General features: G+C 69.0%; 19 protein-coding genes and 1 tRNA gene. 7 read left to right on the top strand and 13 right to left on the bottom strand.

What is annotated here, in order from left to right; all coding sequences use genetic code 11:
* Positions 1-343 precede the first annotated feature (343 nt).
* The 6 genes from ACEZHJ_RS15415 to ACEZHJ_RS15440 all read left to right on the top strand — a co-directional run bounded on the left by ACEZHJ_RS15415 (position 344) and on the right by ACEZHJ_RS15440 (position 8,371).
* Entirely contained in the window at positions 344-607 is a 264-nt protein-coding gene (locus ACEZHJ_RS15415) for a PAAR domain-containing protein (RefSeq protein ID WP_018717236.1), read from the top strand.
* Positions 607-1,746: a hypothetical protein gene (locus ACEZHJ_RS15420; protein ID WP_163138780.1), complete on the top strand. Its 1,140-nt coding sequence runs from the start codon at positions 607-609 to the stop codon at positions 1,744-1,746. Before ACEZHJ_RS15415 ends, ACEZHJ_RS15420 begins: the two co-directional genes overlap by 1 nt.
* Positions 1,743-4,472 (top strand): type VI secretion system Vgr family protein, encoded by a 2,730-nt coding sequence (locus ACEZHJ_RS15425; RefSeq protein WP_163138781.1) that lies wholly within the window; start codon positions 1,743-1,745, stop codon positions 4,470-4,472. The genes ACEZHJ_RS15420 and ACEZHJ_RS15425 overlap by 4 nt, the downstream gene beginning before the upstream one ends.
* The gene (locus ACEZHJ_RS15430) at positions 4,469-6,034 is read left to right on the top strand and encodes an esterase/lipase family protein (RefSeq protein ID WP_375036673.1); all 1,566 of its coding nucleotides are present in this window, start codon (positions 4,469-4,471) and stop codon (positions 6,032-6,034) included. Before ACEZHJ_RS15425 ends, ACEZHJ_RS15430 begins: the two co-directional genes overlap by 4 nt.
* A gap of 22 nt (positions 6,035-6,056) precedes the next feature.
* Complete coding sequence (locus ACEZHJ_RS15435) at positions 6,057-7,181, top strand: T6SS immunity protein Tli4 family protein (RefSeq protein ID WP_375036674.1); 1,125 nt, start codon at positions 6,057-6,059, stop codon at positions 7,179-7,181.
* Positions 7,182-7,249: 68 nt separating this feature from the next.
* Positions 7,250-8,371 (top strand): T6SS immunity protein Tli4 family protein, encoded by a 1,122-nt coding sequence (locus tag ACEZHJ_RS15440; protein WP_163139145.1) that lies wholly within the window; start codon positions 7,250-7,252, stop codon positions 8,369-8,371.
* A 208-nt stretch (positions 8,372-8,579) separates the two neighbouring features.
* Here ACEZHJ_RS15440 and radA read toward each other — a convergent pair whose 3' ends face one another.
* From radA to rnr, 10 genes are all read right to left on the bottom strand, one after another.
* A complete protein-coding gene (gene radA / locus ACEZHJ_RS15445; RefSeq protein ID WP_018717231.1) occupies positions 8,580-9,956 on the bottom strand; it encodes a DNA repair protein RadA in 1,377 nt (458 codons plus the stop codon).
* 3 nt (positions 9,957-9,959) lie between these two features.
* Positions 9,960-11,030, bottom strand: coding sequence for an alanine racemase (gene alr, locus ACEZHJ_RS15450; RefSeq protein WP_163139146.1), 1,071 nt, complete (start codon positions 11,028-11,030; stop codon positions 9,960-9,962).
* Positions 11,027-12,412 (bottom strand): replicative DNA helicase, encoded by a 1,386-nt coding sequence (gene dnaB / locus ACEZHJ_RS15455; protein WP_018717229.1) that lies wholly within the window; start codon positions 12,410-12,412, stop codon positions 11,027-11,029. The genes alr and dnaB overlap by 4 nt, the downstream gene beginning before the upstream one ends.
* A gap of 145 nt (positions 12,413-12,557) precedes the next feature.
* The gene (rplI, locus tag ACEZHJ_RS15460) at positions 12,558-13,007 is read right to left on the bottom strand and encodes a 50S ribosomal protein L9 (protein WP_018717228.1); all 450 of its coding nucleotides are present in this window, start codon (positions 13,005-13,007) and stop codon (positions 12,558-12,560) included.
* A gap of 46 nt (positions 13,008-13,053) precedes the next feature.
* Positions 13,054-13,920 carry a hypothetical protein gene (locus tag ACEZHJ_RS15465; protein ID WP_018717227.1) on the bottom strand — a complete coding sequence of 289 codons (867 nt, stop codon included), beginning with the start codon at positions 13,918-13,920 and terminating at the stop codon, positions 13,054-13,056.
* 1 nt (position 13,921) lies between these two features.
* Positions 13,922-14,146: a 30S ribosomal protein S18 gene (rpsR, locus tag ACEZHJ_RS15470; RefSeq protein WP_018717226.1), complete on the bottom strand. Its 225-nt coding sequence runs from the start codon at positions 14,144-14,146 to the stop codon at positions 13,922-13,924.
* 7 nt (positions 14,147-14,153) lie between these two features.
* On the bottom strand, positions 14,154-14,483 hold the full coding sequence (gene priB / locus ACEZHJ_RS15475; RefSeq protein WP_018717225.1) for a primosomal replication protein N: 330 nt from the start codon (positions 14,481-14,483) through the stop codon (positions 14,154-14,156).
* A 10-nt stretch (positions 14,484-14,493) separates the two neighbouring features.
* Positions 14,494-14,862, bottom strand: coding sequence for a 30S ribosomal protein S6 (gene rpsF, locus ACEZHJ_RS15480; RefSeq protein WP_018717224.1), 369 nt, complete (start codon positions 14,860-14,862; stop codon positions 14,494-14,496).
* Positions 14,863-14,997: 135 nt separating this feature from the next.
* A complete protein-coding gene (rlmB, locus tag ACEZHJ_RS15485; RefSeq protein WP_163139147.1) occupies positions 14,998-15,741 on the bottom strand; it encodes a 23S rRNA (guanosine(2251)-2'-O)-methyltransferase RlmB in 744 nt (247 codons plus the stop codon).
* Positions 15,738-18,068, bottom strand: a complete 2,331-nt coding sequence (gene rnr / locus ACEZHJ_RS15490; RefSeq protein WP_018717222.1) for a ribonuclease R — start codon at positions 18,066-18,068, stop codon at positions 15,738-15,740. Before rnr ends, rlmB begins: the two co-directional genes overlap by 4 nt.
* Positions 18,069-18,208: 140 nt before the next feature.
* Here rnr and ACEZHJ_RS15495 point away from each other — a divergent pair.
* Positions 18,209-18,296, top strand: a tRNA-Leu gene (locus ACEZHJ_RS15495).
* A 320-nt stretch (positions 18,297-18,616) separates the two neighbouring features.
* Here ACEZHJ_RS15495 and ACEZHJ_RS15500 read toward each other — a convergent pair.
* Genes ACEZHJ_RS15500 through ACEZHJ_RS15510 form a run of 3 tightly spaced genes read right to left on the bottom strand, consistent with a single transcriptional unit; the run spans position 18,617 to position 21,340 of the window.
* Positions 18,617-19,909 (bottom strand): adenylosuccinate synthase, encoded by a 1,293-nt coding sequence (locus tag ACEZHJ_RS15500; RefSeq protein ID WP_163139148.1) that lies wholly within the window; start codon positions 19,907-19,909, stop codon positions 18,617-18,619.
* Between the two features lie 14 nt (positions 19,910-19,923).
* The gene (locus ACEZHJ_RS15505) at positions 19,924-21,132 is read right to left on the bottom strand and encodes an ATP phosphoribosyltransferase regulatory subunit (protein WP_163139149.1); all 1,209 of its coding nucleotides are present in this window, start codon (positions 21,130-21,132) and stop codon (positions 19,924-19,926) included.
* 16 nt (positions 21,133-21,148) lie between these two features.
* Positions 21,149-21,340 carry a DUF2065 domain-containing protein gene (locus ACEZHJ_RS15510; protein ID WP_018717219.1) on the bottom strand — a complete coding sequence of 64 codons (192 nt, stop codon included), beginning with the start codon at positions 21,338-21,340 and terminating at the stop codon, positions 21,149-21,151.
* Positions 21,341-21,577 lie beyond the last annotated feature (237 nt).

The raw sequence follows: 21,577 nt of genomic DNA on the forward strand, positions 1-21,577 counted from the left end.
CTCAGTGACCGCCGCCCGCCGTTGACATCCCTTCTCTTTTAGGCCTAGATAGCGGCGAACGCCGGTCGGAGATACCCACCGGCCGCATGCCCGCCAGGGAGGCGGGCAAAAACCCTCTGTCATTGACCTGGAGACCACGGAAGGTGCTCATGACAGGCATCGCCTTTGCATCGCCGTACCGCGCGTCCCCCCTACGCGTACAGGCCGGCACGTCCTCACCGGGGACCTCCCCGTCCACTGCCTCCGCCATCGCCGGTCGTGCGACCGCTCCCTCCGGCCGGCCGTCATCGCCCCCGGCCGCGGACACGCCGACAGCACGCGCACGTCGCGGGGAACGGCACCGATGAGGCCGGTCATCCTGATGGGAGACCGCACCTCCCACGGCGGCATCGTGCTGGAGGGCGCGGACAGCACTTTCGTTCGGGAACGTCGGGTCGCGCGGGTCGGCGACCGCGTGAGCTGCCCCAGGGACGGCCACACCCCGTCGGTGATCGTGACCGGCGACCCCACGGCCCTCGTCGACGGCCGCCCCCTCGCCAGAGAGGGCGACAAGTGCGCCTGCGGCGCGACGCTCATCGCCTCCGTCGCAGACACGGGGACGCTCTGATGTCCGGGTACCGGCGCCCCTCCATCTACGACCGCCTGCAGAAGAGAACGGCGGCCCGGCAGGACAAGGCGCCGCCGGCACCGCGGCACTTCGACACCCAGTCCATGGCCGTGGCACACGCCTGGCTGCTGGGCGGTTTTGGCGATACCGATGAACTGGTGCCCGGGATGCCGGCCCCGGCCGGCTGTGACTACACGTTCGACGAGCGCGTGCGCAACGCCGCCGACGAGTTCATGGGCGTGTACCGAATCGGGACCGGCCGTCCGGCCGAGCTCGCCCCCGGCGCAAGGGCCCGGCAGCTCCTCGAATACGCCCTGCCCGGACTCCTCGCGCGGGGGGACCGTCAGGCATGGGGGGAAGGCCAGATCGTGCTGCAGCACCCCGCCGGCACCGATCCGCAGGCATGGCTGGATACCGTGCTCGCGCTCTGGCCGGCCCGACTGCAGCCCAGGCACGGGATGCACGTCACCGCCCTGACCTTCGATCAGTGGTTGCGTGAGACCCTCGCCGCCTCCGAGGGAACGATCGAGTGCTATCAGTTCATCGCCGTCACACCGCTCGGACTCCGCCCCATCCGGACGGGCCACCCGAACGGCGAGGCCCTCGCGTCACTGTGGCTGAGGCGGCCGACGAAGGAGCACGCTCCCGGCGCGAACACACCGCATACCGCGCACTGCCGGCTCTCCCTGCCCGGGCGCCACGAACACCCCCCAAGACACCTGACACGGCGGGACGACCCCGCCCTGCTTGAACGCGCCGTCGCCACGGCCATCCCGCAGGACGACGCCCGACAGGCCATCGGCGCACTGGTCTGGGCCGGCGTCACCGGCGGCAACCGGCTCGATCAGCTCACGGCACTGCTGCAGCGCGATTTCCCCCATCTGCACTGGGATACCGACGTGTGGTCCCTACAGGGCCTGTGCGGATCGATGGACACCGATACCACCCCCTATCAGCTCGCCGTCGCCCTGAGGCTGGCGGAGCAGCGGGCGGGGAACACTCTGGTCCTGGACTGCCGCGGCGACGACACCACTGTGGCCATGCCCCTGGCCTGTGCGGAAACCGCCACCAACCCGCCGCCGGAGCGCGGCGGCAGGTCTTTACCTCCCAGCACACGGACGACGGGAGCCCCCTCATGAGCGACGACACCGGCAAGCGCCTGCTCGACCCGCTCCGCGACTGGGCCGAGATGACCCAGCGGGAGCGTCTGCTGCGCCTGACCACCCCCCTGGGCAAGGACCGCCTGCTCGCCCACCGCTTTCATGGCCACGAGCGACTCGGCCGCATCCCCGCCTGGCGCGTCGACACGATCAGCCTCGATGCCGACATCGACCCCCAGGCGCTGATCGGCAAGCCCGTCACGCTCGCCATCCGCCTGGAGGACGGCAGCGAAACCTGTCGCCACGGCCTGGTGGAATCACTGACCTACCTCGGCGCCGACGGCGGTCTGCACGACTGGCAGCTGGTCTTCGTCCCCTGGTTCGCGCTGCTGGCCTATCGCGAGGACTGCCGCATCTGGATGGATCGCAGCATCATCGACGTCCTTACCGACGTGTTCAGCCACTATCCCGAGGCCGCCGGGCGCTACCGATTCGATCTGCGCCGCGACTACCCGGCGCTGAGCTACGTCGTCCAGATCAACGAGCCGGACAGCAACTTCGTTCAGCGCTGGCTCGAACAGGAAGGGCTGTACTGGTACACGCTGCACGAGCCCGACCGGCACACGATCGTGTTCACCGATGACGTCGACACCCTGCCGGCGAGCGAACCGACGGCCATCCGTTTCCACACCCAGGCGGCCACCCAGCACGAAGACAGCGTCCTGCAATGGCGCCCGAATCACACACTGCACAGCCAGCGCACGCACTACGTCAGCCGCGATTACCGCGCGCATACCCGCCCGCTCGAGGCCGGCGTACCCACGACGCCGGACGCCACCACCCTGGACGGACTCGAACGCTACGCCTGGCGCGGCCAGTACGCCTGGAACACGACAGGCGACGGCGCACGGCTGCTGCGCGGGCGCATGGAGGCGCAGGAGTCCGCAGCCCGGCGCATCCACGCCGTCAGCGGCGTACGCCGCCTCAAGGCCGGCGAGTGGTTCGAGCTCCGCGACCATCCCCTCGTCGAGCGCCGGGGCGAGAACGCACGGCAGTTCATCGTCATCGATGTCGAGCTATTCGCCGAGAGCAACCTGCCGATCGCCTTCGAGCGCCGCGACCGCCCCGGCAGCCTCGGCCCGCTGATCCGCGCCTTCCGCGACCGTGTCATGGATGCCCCGGCGGAGGCCGCCGATGAGCGCGAGCGCTCGCGCACCTACGGCTTCTTCCTCAACCGCCTTGAATGCCAGCGCCGCGACCTGCCCTATCGCAGCCCCGAGCAGCACCGCCGCCCGGAGGTCGGCATACAGACCGCGGTGGTCGTCACCCCGCCCGGACACGAGGTCTACACCGACCGCCTCAACCGCATCCACGTCCGCTTCAACTGGGACCGCCTCGCCAGCGACGAGCGGCTGAGCTCGTGCTGGCTGCGCGTCATGCACAACAGCAGCGGCCCGGACTGGGGCACGGTCAACGTCCCGCGGGCGGGCGAAGAGGTGCTGGTGGGCTTCATGGACAACCACGTGGACCGCCCCGTCGTTCTCGGCCAGCTCTACGGCGGCCACTACCCCCAGTGGCACTCCACCGGACTGATGAGCGGGCTCAGGAGCAAGGAGATCGGCGGGCGCGGCCATAACCAGCTGGTGATGGACGACGCCACTGGCCAGCTCCGCACCCAGCTCGCCAGCAGCGAGTCCACCACCGAACTCAACCTCGGCTATCTCATCGACCAGCAGGGCAACACCCGCGGCGCCCGGCGGGGAACCGGCTTCGAGCTGCGCACCGACGCCTACGGCGCGATCCGCGCCCGCAATGGGCTCTACCTCTCCAGCTGGGGCCGCCCCGGCGGCACCGGCAGCCAGCTCGACGCCGGCGAGGCGTGGCGCCAGCTCCGTGAGGGCCACGAGCTCAGCCGCACGCTCTCACAGACCGCCAAGCGCCACCGCGCCGAGGCCTTGGGCGGGGTCGAGCCGCTCGAGCGCTTCAACCGCAACAGCGAGCACACCTACGGCAACGCCACCACCATCGACGGCACCGGCGCACGCCGGTTCGCGGACGGCGGCGGCGACACCGACCACGCGATCCGCAACGGCGGACAGGGCGAGGTCCCCGGCCTCGAGGACGCGCTCATCCTCATGGCGGCCCCCGACGGCATCGCCACGGCCACGCCCGAGAGCACCCACCTGCACAGCGGCGAACACCTCACCGTCTCCACCGGCGAGGACGTCAACATTGCCGCCGGCCGCAGCCTTCTCGCCAGCATCGCCGACAGGCTCTCGCTGTTCGTGCATCGCGCCGGCATGAAGCTCATCGCCGCCGGCGGGCGTGTCGACATCCAGGCCCAGGACGACGAGATGGAGCTGCAGTCACGCCGGGCGATGCGGCTGTCGTCCACGGACGATGCGGTCATCCTCGCCGGCAAGAAGGAGATCCTGCTCACCAGCGGTGACGCCTACATCCGCCTCGCCGACGGCAACATCGAGATCCACGCCCCCAAGGCCGTCAACGTCAAGGGCGCGAAGAAGCAGTTCGGCGGCCCCGTGAGCATGACCCACCGCTTCAACCAGTTCCCCGAATCGAGCTTCAGCGAGACGTATCAGGCCGTCGACACGGATGGCACACCGATCGCCCATCGGTACTTCGAACTGCGCCAGGGGAAGGAAATCATCACCACGGGCATTACCGACGCCGAGGGGTACACCGGCATCCGGAAAAGCGAATTCATCGACGGCATGAGCATACGGCTCCGACGGGGACAGGGATGAGCGACGAGTACGACATCTACGACATCTTCGACACGGCACACAGCTGCCACCACCCCAGCGAAGAAAAGCACGTCACGCGCGTGCGCTGCCGCGACTGGGTGCTCCCCGTCGTCTTCGTGCCGGGGGTGATGGGGAGCAATCTGAAGAATACGTCGAATAAGGAAAAGTGGCGCGTAGATAGTGTTTGGAGCCTGTTGGGGTGGCTTTGGAAAAGCCCCGAAGCACGCAAGGAGATCCTGAACCCGGACGAAACCGAGGTCGACCCCGAGGGGGCTATCCCTCACGGGCTGAGTCGCAGCTGGAAAACCGCCGAGGGCGAGACGATCCCGAACGAAGCGCTGATGAAGGCGCGCGGCTGGGGCGAGCTCGGCAGCATGGTCTACGGGGAGTTCCTCGTCTGGCTGGAGAACTGGTTGAACCTGCCCGATGACATATCGGCGGCCGACTCGATCCCCATCACCCAGCTGGTGGGGCTGGTCCAAGACGACAACTCCCTGCCGGAAGACTTCGACGCGACGGTCAACGGGTGGCTGAAGACACTCACGCGTTACCACTTCCCGGTGCACGCCTGCGGCTACAACTGGCTGCAATCCAACGCCGACTCGGCCGATGCGCTGGCACAGCGGGTGGACGCCATTATCGACGGCTACCGCCGGGCCGGGATGTGCTGCGACAGGGTCATCCTGCTCACCCACTCCATGGGCGGACTGGTCGCCCGTTACTACTCGGAAGTCGACGGCGGCAACGCCAGCATGCTGGGCGTGGTGCACGGGGTGATGCCCACCAACGGGGCGCCGGTCTTCTACCGGCGCATGAAGTGCGGCACCGAGGGCGGTTTCTTCACCAGTCACATCATGGGCGCGACGGCGCGCGAGACCACGGCCGTGCTCGGTAGCGCCCCGGGCCCGCTGCAGCTGGTCCCCACCCCGGCCTATGGCCGGCACTGGCTGCAGATCCGCCGCAACGGCCGGGCGATCCGGTCGCTGCCCGAAGGGGACGACCCCTACACGGCGATCTACCTGGAACGCGAACAGTGGTGGGGCATGCTGGAGCCGGCGCTGGCCAATCCGGAGCTGACAGGGAGTCATGCCCCTGACAGGGAGAAGAAAATCCAGAGGGAATGGGATAAATACGTAAAGACAATGAAAGACAAAGTGAAGAGTTTTCACAAAAACATGGCCAACCGATTCAATCCCAATACCTATCTCTTCTACTCCGACAGCCCGGATCACATGAGTTATGGCGCCGTGATATGGCGGGGAAGGGAATCGGAATATAGCCGCCATCTCTGGAAGGCGGCACAGTCGCGCCCCCACTACAACCAGTATCGCCTGGCCATGGAAACCGACCGTCACGGTCACGAGCGTGTTTACCGCTACGAGATCGGCGAGCCCGAAGACCCCGGCGACGGGACGGTGCCGAGCCGCTCGAGCCGCGCCGGTGCCGAGCATGCCCGGCGCACCCTGGCCGTTGCCACCGAGCACCAGTCCGCCTACGACAACGCCGAGGCCCGCTGGTTCGTGCTCGGCGCCATCCTGGAGATGGCGCAACAGTGGCAGTAGCTCATCGCCACAGGACGACACCATGAAGAGGACCCGACAACTCTGGATCCGGGCCGGTATCGGCGTGGCCATAGCGCTGCTGGTATTGGGCTACGGGGCATACGAACGAGGCGTACCGACGATGAACGAGCAGGAACGACGCACGCTCGAGGGCTACACCCAGACCATGCGCCCCGTGTGCGTGGGGCGCTTTCAGCTACAGATGCCCGAGCGCATGCCTTTGAGCTCGAGCAGCCTGACGGTGAACGAGGCGCAAATCAGCGCCCGGCCGATGAGCCGGCAGATGTATGACCGGTTCATCGAGAAACGGAGAAACACGTTCGAGAATCAGGAGACCGTCAACAAGGACGATGCCCCTTATCTCAAGAACGTGATCAAGACTGACTCCGGACTCGTCATCTTCGACAGAAACGAAAGCCGTAGCGCCTATGACTCATCGAGAACCCTGGAGGGATACAAATTCGAGGGGTTCACGATGTTCTCCGTCGAGCTCAAGGCAACGGACCTGACCGACGAGCGCTACAAGGCGGACCGCGCGTACCTGACAACCAACAAGTCCGAGCGCCTCAAGCAGGTGCAGCACCTGCTGCAGCGCCTGCACCCGCGCGAGAGCGACGAGATACCCGAACGCCCCGGCCTGTGCTTCGGCCACGGATTCCTCGCCGGCGGCGCGGACGAGACGATCCCCGGCGCCGCCCTACCGTATCGGGAGGAATCCATCGGGATGACCTTCGTCGATAACGTCCATGAAGACATCTATCTCAACATCTATACCAACACCACGATCGCGGCAGAGACCACGCTGCTGGAGCGCAAACCGGGGGTAATAGCGCTCCTGTCCAGAGACCCGAACCACTCGATGCTCCGCGACGGTAAGGTCGATCTCGAGGGCATAAAGCAGGCCGAGGAGGTCCTGACAACCGGCACCACCGACGAGGACGTTCGCGGACATTATTTCAACATCGAGGCCAACAGCAGGATCGGCTCCCCCGAAACCCCTTACGTCGATATCACCCTTCGCACGGGGGAGTTCGTCACTGACGGGACGCACCCGCGAATCGACCAGGCTTCACTGACAGACGCCGAGGCCGCGGGCCTCTGGGATGCCGTCACCCGCACGTTCCACCCCCGCCCCAACGCCTTCTGAGCCGTTCCGAGGGATATGCCAACCACGCCCACCACAATAGCAGTCGCCCACGACCACGGGGTGAAGCCATGAAGACAGCGCGGCTGTGGGTCTTAGCCGGTATCGGCGTGGCCATAGCGCTGCTGGTATTGGGCTACGGGGCATACGAACGAGGCATACCGACGATGAACGAGCAGGAACGACAGACGCTCGAGGGCTACACCCAGACCATGCGCCCCGTGTGCGTGGGGCGCTTTCAGCTGCAGATGCCCGAGCGCATGGCATTGAGCTCGAGCAGCCTGACGGTGAACGACGCGAAAATCAGCGCCCGGCCGATGAGCCGGCAGATGTATGACCGGTTCATCGGGAAACGGAAAAACACCCTGGAAGCGAAAAAACCGGACAGTGAAGTTTATTCCCCTTACCTCAAAAGGGTAATTGAGAGCAGCGCGGGATTCATTATTTTCGACAGAAATGAAAGCCCCGGAGCTACCGATGCACTGAGGGTCCTGGAGGGATACAAATTCGAGGGGTTCACGATGTTCTCCGTCGAGCTCAAGGCAACGGACCTGACCGACGAGCGCTACAAGGCGGACCGCGCCTATATGTCGTCCAACAAATCCGAGCGCCTCAAGCAGGTGCAGCACCTGCTGCAGCGCCTGCACCCGCGCGAGAGCGACGAGATACCCGAACGCCCCGGCCTGTGCTTCGGGCACGGATTCCTCGCCGGCGGGGCGGATGAGACGATCCCCGGCGCCGCCCTGCCCTATCGGGAGGAATCCATCGGGATGACCTTCGTCGATAACGTCCATGAAGACATCTATCTCAACATCTATACCAACACCACGATCGCGGCAGAGACCACGCTGCTGGAGCGAAAACCGGGGGTAATAGCGCTCCTGTCCAGAGACCCGAACCACTCCATGCTCCGTGACGGCAAGGTCGATCTCCAGGGCATCAAGCAGGCCGAGGAGGTCCTGACAACCGGCACCACCGACGAGGACGTGCGAGGGCATTATTTCAATATCGAGGCCAACAGCAGGATCGGCTCCCCCGAAACCCCTTACGTCGACATCACCCTTCGCACGGGGGAGTTCGTCACTGACGGGACGCACCCGAGAATCGACCAGGCTTCACTGACAGACGCCGAGGCTGCGGGCCTCTGGGATGCCGTCACCCGCACGTTCCAGCCCCGCCCCAACGCCTTCTGATTCGTGCCGGATGAACGAACACACGGTTTTCATCAGGGCGGGACTACAACTTCGTCGCACAGGGACAGGTATCGGACCCCGGCCACCCATTCATTCTGATTCGCATGGAAGGCGGCGACGTGCCCGGGGACTCAGCCAACCGGCTGTGGCATTCCACCCTGGGCAGCCTGCGGCCACGCCCCGGGGCCTTATGAATCGGGGGGTTCAGCTAGAAAACCGCTTCCAGCGCCTCGTCGAGACGGCTGACGGGGATGATCTCCAGGCCCTCGGGACGCTGGCCCTTGGGGGGCAGGTTCTTGGCCGGCACCAGCGCGCGCCGGAAGCCGTGTTTGGCGGCCTCGCCGAGGCGCTCCGGGCCGTTCGGTACCGGCCGGATCTCGCCGGCCAGGCCGACCTCGCCGAACATCACCCATTCCTGGCCCACGGCGCGGTCGCGCAGGCTGGAGAGCACGGCCACGAGGCTGGGCAGGTCGCTGGCGGTCTCGGTGACGCGCACCCCGCCCACCACGTTGAAGAAGACGTCCTCCCCCGCGGTACTGATGCCGCCGTGGCGGTGCAGCACCGCCAGCAGCATGGCCAGGCGGTTGCCGTCCAGCCCGAGGGCCACGCGGCGCGGATTCGCCAGCGGGCTCTCGGAGACCAGCGCCTGGACCTCCACCAGCAGCGGTCGCGTGCCCTCGCGGGTGACCATGATCACGCTGCCCGGCACCGGCTGCTCGTGGCGCGAGAGGAAGATCGCGGAGGGGTTCTTCACCTCGTGCAGCCCGGTGTCGAGCATGGCGAAGACTCCGAGCTCGTTGGCGGCGCCGAAGCGGTTCTTCACCGCGCGCAGCAGGCGGTAGCGGCTGCCGGCGTCGCTCTCGAAATACAGCACCGTGTCGACCATGTGCTCCATAACCCGCGGGCCGGCGAGCTGGCCGTCCTTGGTGACGTGGCCGACCAGGAACAGCGCCGTGCCGGTCTGCTTGGCGTAGCGCACGAGCTGGGCGGTGCACTCGCGCACCTGGGCCACCGAGCCCGGCGCCGAGCTCAGCCCCTCGGTATGCAGGGTCTGGATCGAGTCGATGACCATCACGGCGGGACGTTCCGCGGCGGCGGCGTCGAGCACCGCCTCCACCGAGGTCTCGGCGAGCAGCCGCAGGCCCTCCGCGGCGACGTTCAGCCGGCTGGCGCGCAGGCCCACTTGGCGCAGCGATTCCTCACCGGTGACGTACAGCGCGCTGTGCGCGGCGGGCAGCCGGGCCACCATCTCCAGCAGCAGGGTGGACTTGCCGATGCCCGGATCACCGCCGAGGAGCACCACCCCGCCGCGGACCAGTCCGCCGCCGAGGACACGGTCCAGCTCGCCGATGCCGGCGCTGAAGCGGGTCTCCTCGTCGGAGGGCACGTCCGCAAGGCTGCGCACCCCCCGGTCGCCGGCGTACTGGCCCCGGGGCCGCCCGCCGGCGGCCGGCGTGGCCTCGACGATCTGCTCCTCCAGGGTGTTCCAGGCCCCGCACTCGGGACACTGGCCCGCCCACTTGGGCGAGGAACCGCCGCAGTCGCTGCACACGTACAGACGCCGGGGCTTCGCCGTCCTGGCCATCAGTCACTCCTCCCGGAAGGTCACGCGCGGGGTCAGCCGGCAGAACAGCTCGTAGGCGATGGTGCCGCAGTGGCCGGCGACCTCCTCCGCGGGCAGCCCCCGCCCCCACAGGGTCACCGGCGCGCCGACGGCGGCGCCGGGATGCCCGCGCAGGTCCACGCAGAGCATGTCCATGGACACCCGCCCCGCCAGGGCCGCGCGGCGGCCGTCCACCAGCACCGGGGTACCGTTGGGCGCGTGGCGCGGATAGCCGTCGCCGTAACCGATGGAGACCACGCCCACGGGCATGTCCTCCGGGCAGGTGAAGGTCCCGCCATAGCCCACCCGGTCACCGCGATGGTGGCGGTGCACGGCGATCAGCCGCGCCTCCAGGGTCATCGCCGGGACCAGCGGCGGGCGCTCGCCGCCATCGATGAACGGCGACGCCCCGTACAGGCAGATGCCCGGACGCACCCAGTCCGCATGGGCGGACGGCCAGGCCAGGGTCGCCGCGGAATTGGCGATGGACGCCTCTCCCCGCCCCGCCTCGCGGGCCCGCGCAAAGGCCTCGAGCTGGCGCGGCGTGGTGTCGTCGCGGCGGTCGTCGGCACAGGCGAGATGGGTGAGCCAGCGGATCTCCCCCACCGCGGGGCAGTCGCGCAGGCGACGGTAAACCGCCGCCGTTTCCTCCGGTCGGAAGCCCAGGCGGTGCATGCCGCTGTCCACCTTGATCCAGACATCCAGCGGCCGGGACGGCGCGGCCCGCTCCAGGCACTCGACCTGCCACGGGGCGTGAATCACCGCATCCAGCCGCTGGTGGGCGAAGTCTTCGATCTCGTCGGCGTCGAAGAAGCCCTCCAGCAGCACGATGCGGTGGTCATGCCCGGCCTCGCGCAGGGGCAGCGCCTCGGCGAGGCAGCTCACCGCGAAGGCGTCCGCTCCTGCCAGCGCGGCGGCGGCGCGGCGCAGGCCGTGGCCGTAGGCATCCGCCTTGAGCACGGCGATCGCCCGCGCCCCCGGCGCGCGCTCGCGCACCACGCCCAGGTTGTGCACGAGCGCATCGGTGTGGATGGTCGCCCGGGCCACGCGGCTCACGTCCAGCCCTCGCTCCCGTAAACGTCGTCGATGTAGTTCTCGAAGCGCGTGAACTGCCCGAGGAACGTCAGGCGCATGGTGCCCACCGGGCCGTTACGCTGCTTGCCGATAATGATCTCCGCGGTGCCCTTGTCGGGGCTGTCGTCGTTGTAGACCTCGTCGCGGTAGATGAACACGATCACGTCGGCGTCCTGCTCGATCGCCCCGGATTCGCGCAGGTCCGACATCACCGGGCGCTTGTTCGGGCGCTGCTCCAGGCTACGGTTAAGCTGGGAGAGCGCGATCACGGGCACGTCCAGCTCCTTCGCCATGGCCTTGAGCGAACGCGAGATCTCCGAGACCTCCTGGGCGCGGTTCTCCTTGAAGCCCGGCAGCTGCATGAGCTGGAGGTAGTCGATGAGGATCAGCCCGAGGCCGTGCTCACGCTTGAGCCGGCGTGCGCGGGCACGCATCTCGGTGGGCGTGAGCCCGGGGGTGTCGTCGATGAACAGCTTCGCCTGCGAGAGCAGGTTCATGGTGCTGGTCAGCCGCGGCCAGTCGTCCTCCTCCAGCCGCCCGGAGCGGATCTTCTGCAGCTCCACCCGGCCGAGCGAGGAGAGCATGCGCATGGCCAGGGCGTCCGCGGGCATCTCCATGCTGAACACCGCCACCGGCGTGCCGTCGTGCATGGCGACGTTCTCGGCGATGTTCATGGCGAAGGTGGTCTTGCCCATGGACGGGCGGGCCGCGACGATCACCATGTCGCCGCCCTCCATCCCGGAGGTCATTCGATCGAAGTCGCTGAAGCCGGTGGGCAGACCGGTGACGTCGCCGTCCTGGTGGAAGAGCGTGTCGATGCGGTCGACGACGCTGGGCAGGATGTCGCGCACGCCGATGAACCCGCGGCCACCGCGGCGCGACTGCTCGGCGATCTCGAAGATGGTGCGCTCGGCGAAGTCGAGCAGCTCCTCGCTGCCACGGCCGTCCGGCGTGTAGCCGGCACTCGCGACCTCCGTGCCCGCCTCGATGAGCTGGCGCAGCACGGACTTCTCGCGGACGATGTCCGCGTAGGCGCGGATGTTCGCGGAGCTCGGGGTATCCTTGGCGAGAGCACCGAGATACGGCAGGCCGCCGGCGTCCTCGAGCTGGCCGTTGGACTTCAGCCACTCGGACAGGGTCACCGCGTCCATGGGCTGGCCGCCCTCGGCCAGGGTCTCCATGGCCCGGAAAATCAGCCGGTGGTCGCGGCGATAGAAATCCGCCTCGGACACCCGGTCGGCGACCTGGTCCCAGGCACCGTTGTCCACCATCAGCCCGCCGAGCACCGCCTGCTCGGCCTCGATGGAGTGAGGCGGGACCTTCAGCGCCTCCGTCTCGGTTAGCGCAGCACGCGCGTCGGCCATCTCCAACCTCCGCGCCCGCCTCCGGGCGCCGGCTCACTGCCGGTGGCCGCGGCACCGCAGGGCGCCACGGTCACCGCTGCCCATCCGCACGGCCCCAGGCGGGGCCGCGATGCATGCCCGCCGGCCGGCGGGCATGCCGGTGCGGTCACTCCTCGGCGGTGACCGAGACCGTCACGGTGGCGTCCACGTCCGAGTGCAGGTGCAGCTCGATCTCGTAGTCGCCGGTCACACGCAGCGGCCCCTCGGGCAGACGCACCTCCTGGCGCTCCACCTCGACACCGGCGGCGGTCACCGCATCGGCGATATCGGCGGTGCCCACGGAGCCGAAGAGCTTGCCCTCGTCGCCGGCCTTGGCGGTGATGGTCACCGTCAGCCCCGCGAGCTGCTCCGCGCGGCGCTGCGCGGCGGCGAGCTGCTCCGCCGCCTGGCGCTCGAGCTCGGCGCGGCGCTCCTCGAAATAGCGGATGTTCTCCTCGGTGGCCATGCGCGCCTTGCCCTGCGGCAGCAGGTAGTTACGCCCGTAGCCCGCGCGCACCTTAACGCGGTCGCCGAGCCCCCCGAGATTGTCGACCTTCTCAAGCAGAATGACTTCCATTGCTAATCCCCAGAACCAGTCCAGTAATCGATCCACGCCCGCCGTCTCAGGCGGACTCCGTGACCCGGCGCCGCACGTCCACGAACACGTCCATCATGCCGGCGATGGCATAGATGCGCGCGAACGGGGCGAGGCTCACATAGACCACGACCAGCCAGGCCCGGCTCAGCCCCTTCGCACCGACCAGCGCGTGGGCAACCGCCAGGGCCTGGAAGACGAACACCGTGCTCACCACCAGCGCCACGTCGTAGAGCGCGCCGCCCCCGACGACAGAGCCGACGACGAGCACGCCCAGGCAGGCGAAGGTGAACCCGCGGGAGAAACGCAGGGCGTGGAACTCCGCGCCGAACCCCCCGGGATTGTACAGCAGCGCCTGCCACCAGCGCGCCAGCAGCAGGCTGGCAATACCCACCAGCAGCAGGTTACCGAACCACAGCGACGTCATCATCGTCGCGAGCCGGCCCGCCTGTGCGTTCAGCGCCTCGCGGGTGGCCGGGTCCGCAAACAGGCCTGCCGCCTGCTCCAGCATCCCCTGCCAGTAGGCGCCGGCGTCCCCCACCACCAGGTGGAAGAGGATCACCGCGACGCCCGCCAGGGCCGCGGCCGCCTCCAGCGCCCGCGGCAGTGAGACCGTCACCCGGAGGCAGGCGGCCACTGCCACCATCGGCAGCCAGACCTGCAGCGGCAGCTGCAGGGCCGGCAGCGGGCTGCCCACACTCGCCTGAGCGAGTACCGCCAGCACCGCGGTGGCACCAGCAACGGTGAGAACACCCTCACCGGCACCGCGGCGCAGGGTCACCAGCGCCACCACTGCCGAGCTGATCCACAGCAGCAGCGGCACCACGGCGGTCAGCGCCGTCACGGCGATGGCCGCTATGCGGCCGCGCATGACCAGCGCTGCCAGTGAGCGCATGTCAGTGCCGGTCGGTGTACGGCAGCAGCGCGAGGTAACGGGCGCGCTTGATCGCCCGCGCGAGCTGGCGCTGGTAACGCGCGCTGGTGCCGGTGATGCGGCTCGGCACGATCTTGCCGGTCTCGGTGATGTAGTTGCGCAGCGTGTTGAGATCCTTGTAGTCGATCTCCTTCACGCCCTCGGCGGTAAAGCGGCAGTACTTCCTGCGGCGGAAAAAACGTGCCATGTCGTCGTCACTCCCGATGGTTTGCGTCGCCGGCGGCAATGCTGATCCGCTCGGCGCTGATGATTAAACGGCTGTCGCCATCACGCTGACGCGCCCGGGCGAGGAATCCCTCCACCGTGACCGCGGTGCCCGGCGGCCAGTCCCCGGCCTCCGGGGCCAGGACCGCGCCGGCGGCGCGCACGCCGACCCGGAATCGGATCGGGCGCTCCACCCCGGCCTCCACCTGACGCGATTCGTGCTCGATGAGCAGTCGCGCGATGGGGACGCCGGCGGGCGAATACCGCAGCTGGACGGCATCGACCAGGCGGCCGGTGATGCACACACGGTTGTCGGCCATGGGCCGCGGCTCAGGCGTCGGCGGACTCCCGCTCGCCGCGCTCCTCCTCGCGCCGCTCCTCCTGGTTCTTGGCCAGCGGGGACGGCTCGGTGACGGCCTCCTGACGGCTCAGCGTCATGTGGCGGATCACCGCGTCGTTGAACCGGAACAGCGAGACGAGCTCGTCCAGGTCCTCGGAGGTGCACTCGACGTTCATGAGCACGTAGTGCGCCTTGATCAGCTTGTTGATCGGGTAGGCGAGCTGACGGCGCCCCCAGTCCTCGAGGCGGTGGATCGCACCGTTGTTGCCCTCGATAAGGCTGCGGTAACGCTCGATCATGGCGGGTACCTGATCGCTCTGGTCCGGGTGGACCAGGAATACGATTTCGTAGTGTCGCATTGTCACTCCTTGCGGTTGACTGACCGATGGGCCGGGTCACGAAAGCCGCCCGCGAATGCGAACGGCAAGGAGACGCCCGAAAGCAGGCGAACGCGGGATGATAACCCCGACACGCGGCGGGCGCAAAACCGCGTGTCAGCGCCGCTGACGAACGGCCTCGAAGAGCACCACGCCGGTGGCCACGGAGACGTTGAGGCTCTCCACCGCACCGGCCATGGGGATGCGCACCAGCGTATCGCAGGCCTCGCGCGTCAGCCGGCGCATTCCGGACTCTTCGGCGCCGAGCACCAGCGCCAGCGGCCCGGTGAGGTCGGCGTCGTAGAGCGCGGCGTCGGCGCCGTCCGCCGCCCCCACCAGCCAGACACCGCGCTCACGCAGCCCACGGAGCGTGCGCGCGAGATTGGTGACCTGGAAGAACGGCACCCGTGCCGCGGCACCGGCAGCGACCTTGTGCACCACCGGTGTGAGTCCGGTGGCCCGGTCCCGGGGCGCGATCACGCCGTGCACGCCGGCGGCGTCCGCGGTACGCAGACAGGCACCGAGGTTGTGCGGGTCCTGGACCTGGTCGAGCACCAGCAGCAGGGGCGCCTCGTCGAGGCCGTCCAGCATCTGCGCCAGGTCGTCCTCGCCCCGGGGGCGCTCGCCGCGGTAGTGGATCACCACGCCCTGGTGGGCGCCGCCCTCGGCGAGGCGGTCCAGGGTCCGGCGGTCGGCGGTATGGACGGGGCACCCCACCCCCTCGAGCTGTTCGCGCAGCCGGCGGCCGCGGGCGTCGCCGCGGCGCGCGTCCACCCAGGCCTCGACCACGCGGGTGGGATCGTAGCGCAGCGCGGCCCGTACCGCGTGCTGGCCGAAGAGGACCTGGAGGTTGCCGCTCAACTACCGCCGCCCCCGCTGCCACTGCCGCCACTACTGCGGCGGCGGCCACCGCGGCGACGGCCGGAGCGGGACTTCTGCTTCTTCTGGCCACCACCGCGCCGGCGCACGGCGGATTCCTCCAGCGGCTCGCCGTCCGGCCCGAGGGGATGGGCGACGGGCTGGAAGTCGATTTTGCGCTCGTCGATGTCTACGCGGGCGACGAGCACCCGGATACGGTCGGTGAGACGGTACTCCTTGCCCGTGCGCTGCCCCGTCAGCCGGTGACCGATGGGGTCGAAGTGGAAGAAGTCGCTTTCCAGGTTGGTGATATGGATCAGCCCGTCGACGTAGACGCCGTCGAGCTCCACGAACAACCCGAAGCTCGTCACCCCGCTGATCACGCCGTTGAACTCGGTGCCCACGTGCTGGGACATGTACCGGCACTTGAGCGTCATCTCCGCATCGCGGCTCGCCTCCTCGGCGCGCCGGTCGGTCATGGAGCAGTGCTCGCCGAGGGTCACCAGGTAGTCGTGACGGTAGCCGAAGTCCGCCGGCTTGCCGCCGTTGATGGCGTGCTTGATCGCACGGTGGACGACCAGGTCCGGGTAGCGCCGGATCGGCGAGGTGAAGTGCGCGTACGCGTCCAGCGCCAGGCCGAAATGGCCGACGTTGTCCGGACGGTACTCGGCGGCCATCATCGAGCGCAGCAGCACCGTCTCGATGAGGTGACGGTCCGGCCGGCTGCGCACGCGCTGCATCAGACGGGCGTAATCCTTGGGCTCAGGCGCATCGCCGCCCTCCAGGCGCAACCCGGTCTGGCTGAGGAACTGGCGCAGGTTAGTCAGCCGCTCCTCCGCCGGGCGCTCATGGACACGGTACAGCGCGGGTATCCGGCGGCGCAGCAGAAAGCGCGCCGCGGCCACGTTGGCGCGCACCATGCACTCCTCGATGAGCTTGTGCGCGTCGTGGCGCTCGGTCGGGTGGATACCCGCGATCTGGCCCTGGTCGTCGAAGCTCATCTCCGTCTCGGTGGTCTCGAAGTCGATCGCCCCGCGGCGATCGCGATCCTTGCGCAGGGCGCGGTAGACGGAGAAGAGGTTGTCGACGTGCTTGAGCACGCCGCGGAAACGCCGGCGCACATCCGGGTCGCGGTCGATGTGGATGGCCTTGACCTCGTCGTAGGTCAGCCGGGCGCTGGAGCGCATCACGCCCTCGTAGAAACGCGAGCGCCGGAGCTTGCCCTCGCGGCTGATCTGCATCTCGCAGACCATGCACAGGCGGTCCACCTTCGGGTTGAGCGAGCACAGGCCGTTGGAGAGAACCTCCGGCAGCATCGGCACGACGCTGCGCGGGAAGTACACGGAGTTGCCCCGCTCCGCCGCCTCGCGGTCCAAGGCTGAGCCGGGCTCGACGTAATGGGCCACGTCCGCGATCGCGACAAGCAGCTTCCAGCCGCTGTCCGTGGGCTCACAGTAGACCGCGTCGTCGTAGTCCCGGGCGTCCGGGCCGTCGATGGTCACCAGCGGCAGCTGTCGCAGGTCCGTGCGTCCCTGCTTCGCCGGCCCCGGCACCTCGTCGCCGAAGGCCTCGGCGTCGCGGGTAACCTCGGCCGGCCATTCCACCGGGATGCCGTGAACCCTCGCGGCGACATCGATCTCGCTGCCGGCGGGGATATGACGGCCCACGACCTCCGTGACCCGGCCGATGGGCTGGCGGCGCTTGGTGGGCTGGCTGAGCACCTCGACCACCACGAGGTCGCCGTTCTGGGCCTCGCCGCGGTTATCCGCGGGGATGATCACGTCCTGATGGAGACGCTTGTTGTCCGGCACCAGGAAGCCCACGCCGCTCTCTTCGAAATAGCGCCCGGCGATGGAGCGGTTGGCGCGCTCGAGCACCTCCACGATCTCGCCCTCGGTCCGGCCCTGGCGGTCGACGCCGGTGATGCGTGCCACCGCGCGATCGCCATGCAGGAGGTTGCGCATCTCCCGCGGCGAGAGGAGTACATCATCGCCGGGCAGGTCGGGGTGCAACATGCCCCAGCCCTCCGGGCCGGATCGTACCCGGCCGCGGACGAGCTCCTCGTTGTCCACCACGACGTACCCGTTGCGGCGGTTGCGCACGAGCTGGCCGTCGCGCTCCATCGCGCGCAGGCGGCGGCGCAGGCCTTCGAGGTCGTCCTCCTCCGCGAGCTCGAAGAGCTCGGCGAGCTCCCGGCGGGAGAGCGGCCGGGCCGCGGCCTCCAGCTGTTCCAGGATGAACTCGCGGCTGGGAACCGGGTTACCGTATTTTTCCTTCTCACGGGCAAGATGCGGATCCGTGTCCGGATCGACGCTGCGTTTTTTCGCCATTCGGCAGGTAGTCCTCGTTGCTTGGCGCTTGTAGTCAATCAAATCAGCATACGCGATCGCACCCGGGCATTGACAGGCCCGCGCACCCCGGTTAATCTCTGCGCCGCTTGTCGACGAGAGGCAATCGAGTCGACAGGAAAGCCGAGGTGGCGGAATTGGTAGACGCGCTAGCTTCAGGTGCTAGTGGGGGTAATCCCCGTGGAGGTTCAAGTCCTCTCCTCGGCACCAGACAACGGAAAAGGCGGGCCTGACGGCTCGCCTTTTTTTATGCGCGGCCACAGGAAGGTCGCCACCGCCGCTCCCCACCCACGCGTCACACGACCGCCCCGGCACCCGCGGTGCCTCCCCGGTGCGACTGACGCCGAAGTGACACCGGCGACAGCAGGCAACGCCGAATACCGCAATGCCTTCGGTGCTATCCGCGGCGGCCAGGGGGGGGTACCGACAACGTCGGTGATCGGTGCCAGCACGACCGGCGGCCCGGGACGGGCGCCGGCGATCCGTCAGGGGTCAGCCGGGCGGGGTGATGACGCCCCGCCCACGCCTGCTCAATCGAAGGGGTTGTTGAGCACGATGGTGTCGCGCCGGTCCGCACCGGTGGAGATCATGTCGATGGGCACACCCACCAGCTCCTCGATGCGGCTGAGATAGGTCCGCGCCGCCTGCGGCAGGTCCTCGTAGCGGCGCACGCCTACCGTCGAGCACCGCCAGCCCGGCAGCTCCACGTATTCCGGCTCGCACTCGGCGACGGCCTCGGCCCCCGCCGGCAGCACCGCGCTGGTGCGGTCGTCGCTGCGGTAACCCACACAGATACGCAGGGTATCGAGCTCGTCGAGGACGTCGAGCTTGGTGATGCACAGCCCGGAGAGGCTGTTGATCTGCGCCGAGCGGCGCATGGCCACGGCATCGAACCAGCCGCAGCGCCGCGGCCGTCCGGTAGTCGCGCCGAACTCGTCGCCCCGGCGGGCGAGATGCTCGCCGAGCTCGTCGAACAGCTCGGTCGGGAACGGCCCCGCGCCCACGCGGGTGGTGTAGGCCTTGGTGATGCCGAGCACGTGGTCGATGTGCCGCGGCCCGACCCCCGTGCCGGCGGCGGCGGCGCCGGCGGTGGTGTTCGAGGACGTCACGTAGGGGTAGGTGCCGTGGTCGATGTCCAGCAGCGTGCCCTGGGCGCCCTCGAAGAGCAGGTTTTCACCGGCGTCGCGCCGGTCATGGAGCAGCGCGGCGACGTCCGCGGTCATCGGCCGCAGCGCCTCGGCATGGGCCAGGCAGGCCTCCTGGATGCGCTGGAAGTCCAGCGGCTGCTCACCGAAGTAGTGCTGGAGCACGAAATTGTGGAAGTCCAGCAGCTCACCGAGCTTCGCCGCAAGGCGCTCACGGTGGAAGAGATCCCCGATCCGCAGCCCGCGCCGGGCGACCTTGTCCTCGTAGGCCGGGCCAATGCCGCGACCGGTGGTCCCGATGGCGGCCTGGCCGCGGGCGCGCTCGCGCGCCTGGTCCAGGGCCTGGTGCGAAGGCAGGATCACCGGGCAGGCCGGACTCACGCGCAGGCGCTCGCGGGCGGGCACGCCCCGCGCCTCCAGCGTCTCGACCTCCTCGAGCAGCGCCGCCGGCGAGACCACCACGCCGTTGCCGATCAGGCAGAGCACGTCCTGGCGCAGGATCCCGGACGGGATGAGGTGCAGCACGGTCTTCTCGCCGTCGATCACGAGGGTGTGACCGGCGTTGTGACCGCCCTGGAAACGTGCCACGGCGGATACCCCCTCGGTGAGGAGATCCACCACCTTGCCCTTGCCCTCGTCGCCCCACTGGGAGCCGACGACCACGACGCTCTTACCCATTGAATTCCTTCCGTTCAATCAAGCGATTCCACGACCCAGCCATCGCCCTTGTGCACGAGCACCCGGTCGCAGCCCATCTCCGCCGCCTCGTGCTCGTGGCCGGGCAGCAGCCAGACGACGCGTTCCCCGGCGGCACGCAGGGCGTCGATGCGCTCGAACAGCGCCGTGGAGTCGGTCCACGGGGCACCGATCGCCGCCGGCACGACGCCAGTGGCGCCCGCCTCGTCGGCAAGGGCGAGCACGTTGCGCAGATCGGCGCTGAAACCGGTCGCCGGCCGGGGCCGCCCGAACACGGCGCCGATTTCGTCATAACGTCCACCGCGGGCGATCTCCTGGCTGAAGCCGGGCACCAGCGCCGCGAAGACCACACCGGTATGGTAGCGGTAGCCGCGCAGCTCGCCGAGGTCGAAATGCAGCGCCACGCTCGGCAGCCAGCGCTCCAGCGCCCCGGCGATGGACCACAGCCGGCGCAGGGCGTCATGGACCGCCCCGCTGGCCTCCGCCAGGCGCTCGTTCGCGTGATCCAGCACCTCCACGCCGCCGGTGAGCTCCGGCAGGGCCGCGAGCATGCCCGCGACCGACGCCGGGACGCTGTACTCGCGCAACAGCGCATCCAGGTCCGCCACGGCCTTGCGCTGGAGGGCATCCCACAGCGCGGTCTCGGCCGCCTCGTCGAGCCCGGCCTGGCGGGCCAGACCGCGGAAGATGCCGACATGGCCGAGGTCCACGTGCACGCTCGCCACCCCCGCCGTGCGCAGGGTCTCGACCATCAGGGCGATGACCTCTATGTCGCTCTCGACGCCGGCATGGCCGTAGAGCTCGGCGCCCACCTGCAGCGGGTTGCGCGAACCGGTGAGCCCGTCGGGGCGCGTCTGCAGCACCGTGCCCGAGTAACACAGCCGCACCGGGCACTCCCGGCGGAGCTGGTGGGCATCGATACGCGCGGCCTGCGGCGTGATGTCGGCGCGCACACCCATCATACGCCCGGAGAGCTGATCGGTGAGCTTGAACGTCTGCAGATCCAGGTCGTGGGCCGCGCCGGTGAGCAGGGAGTCGAGATACTCGATCGCCGGGGGCATCACCAGCTCGTAGCCCCAGCGCTCGTAGCAGCCGAGCACGCGCTGGCGCAGCCGCTCCAGGGCCATGGCCCGGGGCGGCAGCAGCTCGTCCACCGCGTCCGGGAGCATCCAGCGCTCGCCGCGGGTCGGGATAGACTCGGTCATGAGTGCCTCCGCGCCGTCAGTGGCGCACCAGGTAGAGCAGGATGACGCCGGCGATCATGGTCGCCAGGCCGGTCCAGCGCAACGTCCGGTCGTTGTGCTGGACGATCTGGAAGAGCACCCGCCGCATGGTGCGCGGGCTGAGAAAGGGCATGATGCCCTCGATCACCAATATCAGCGCGAGCGCGCTCAGCAGGTCCTCCAGCATCATGGGATGTCAGGCCTCCGGGGTCGGGCGGCGGTGGTGGGGGCGGCGCGCCCCCCGCGCCCCCCCCCCCCCCGCCCCCGGCCGGCGCCCCACCCCAGGCCGGGAACCCTTCTCCTCCTTTACCCCCCGCCGGCGGGGGGGTGGCGACCTGCCCCGGTTGGAGCCCGAGGCGGGGGGCGGGGGGGGGGGGGGCGGGGGCGGCGCCCCCCCCCCACCACCGCCGCCCGACCCCGGAGGCCT

The sequence above is a fragment of the Arhodomonas sp. KWT2 genome (assembly GCF_041949875.1).
Taxonomy (GTDB): domain Bacteria; phylum Pseudomonadota; class Gammaproteobacteria; order Nitrococcales; family Nitrococcaceae; genus Arhodomonas; species Arhodomonas aquaeolei.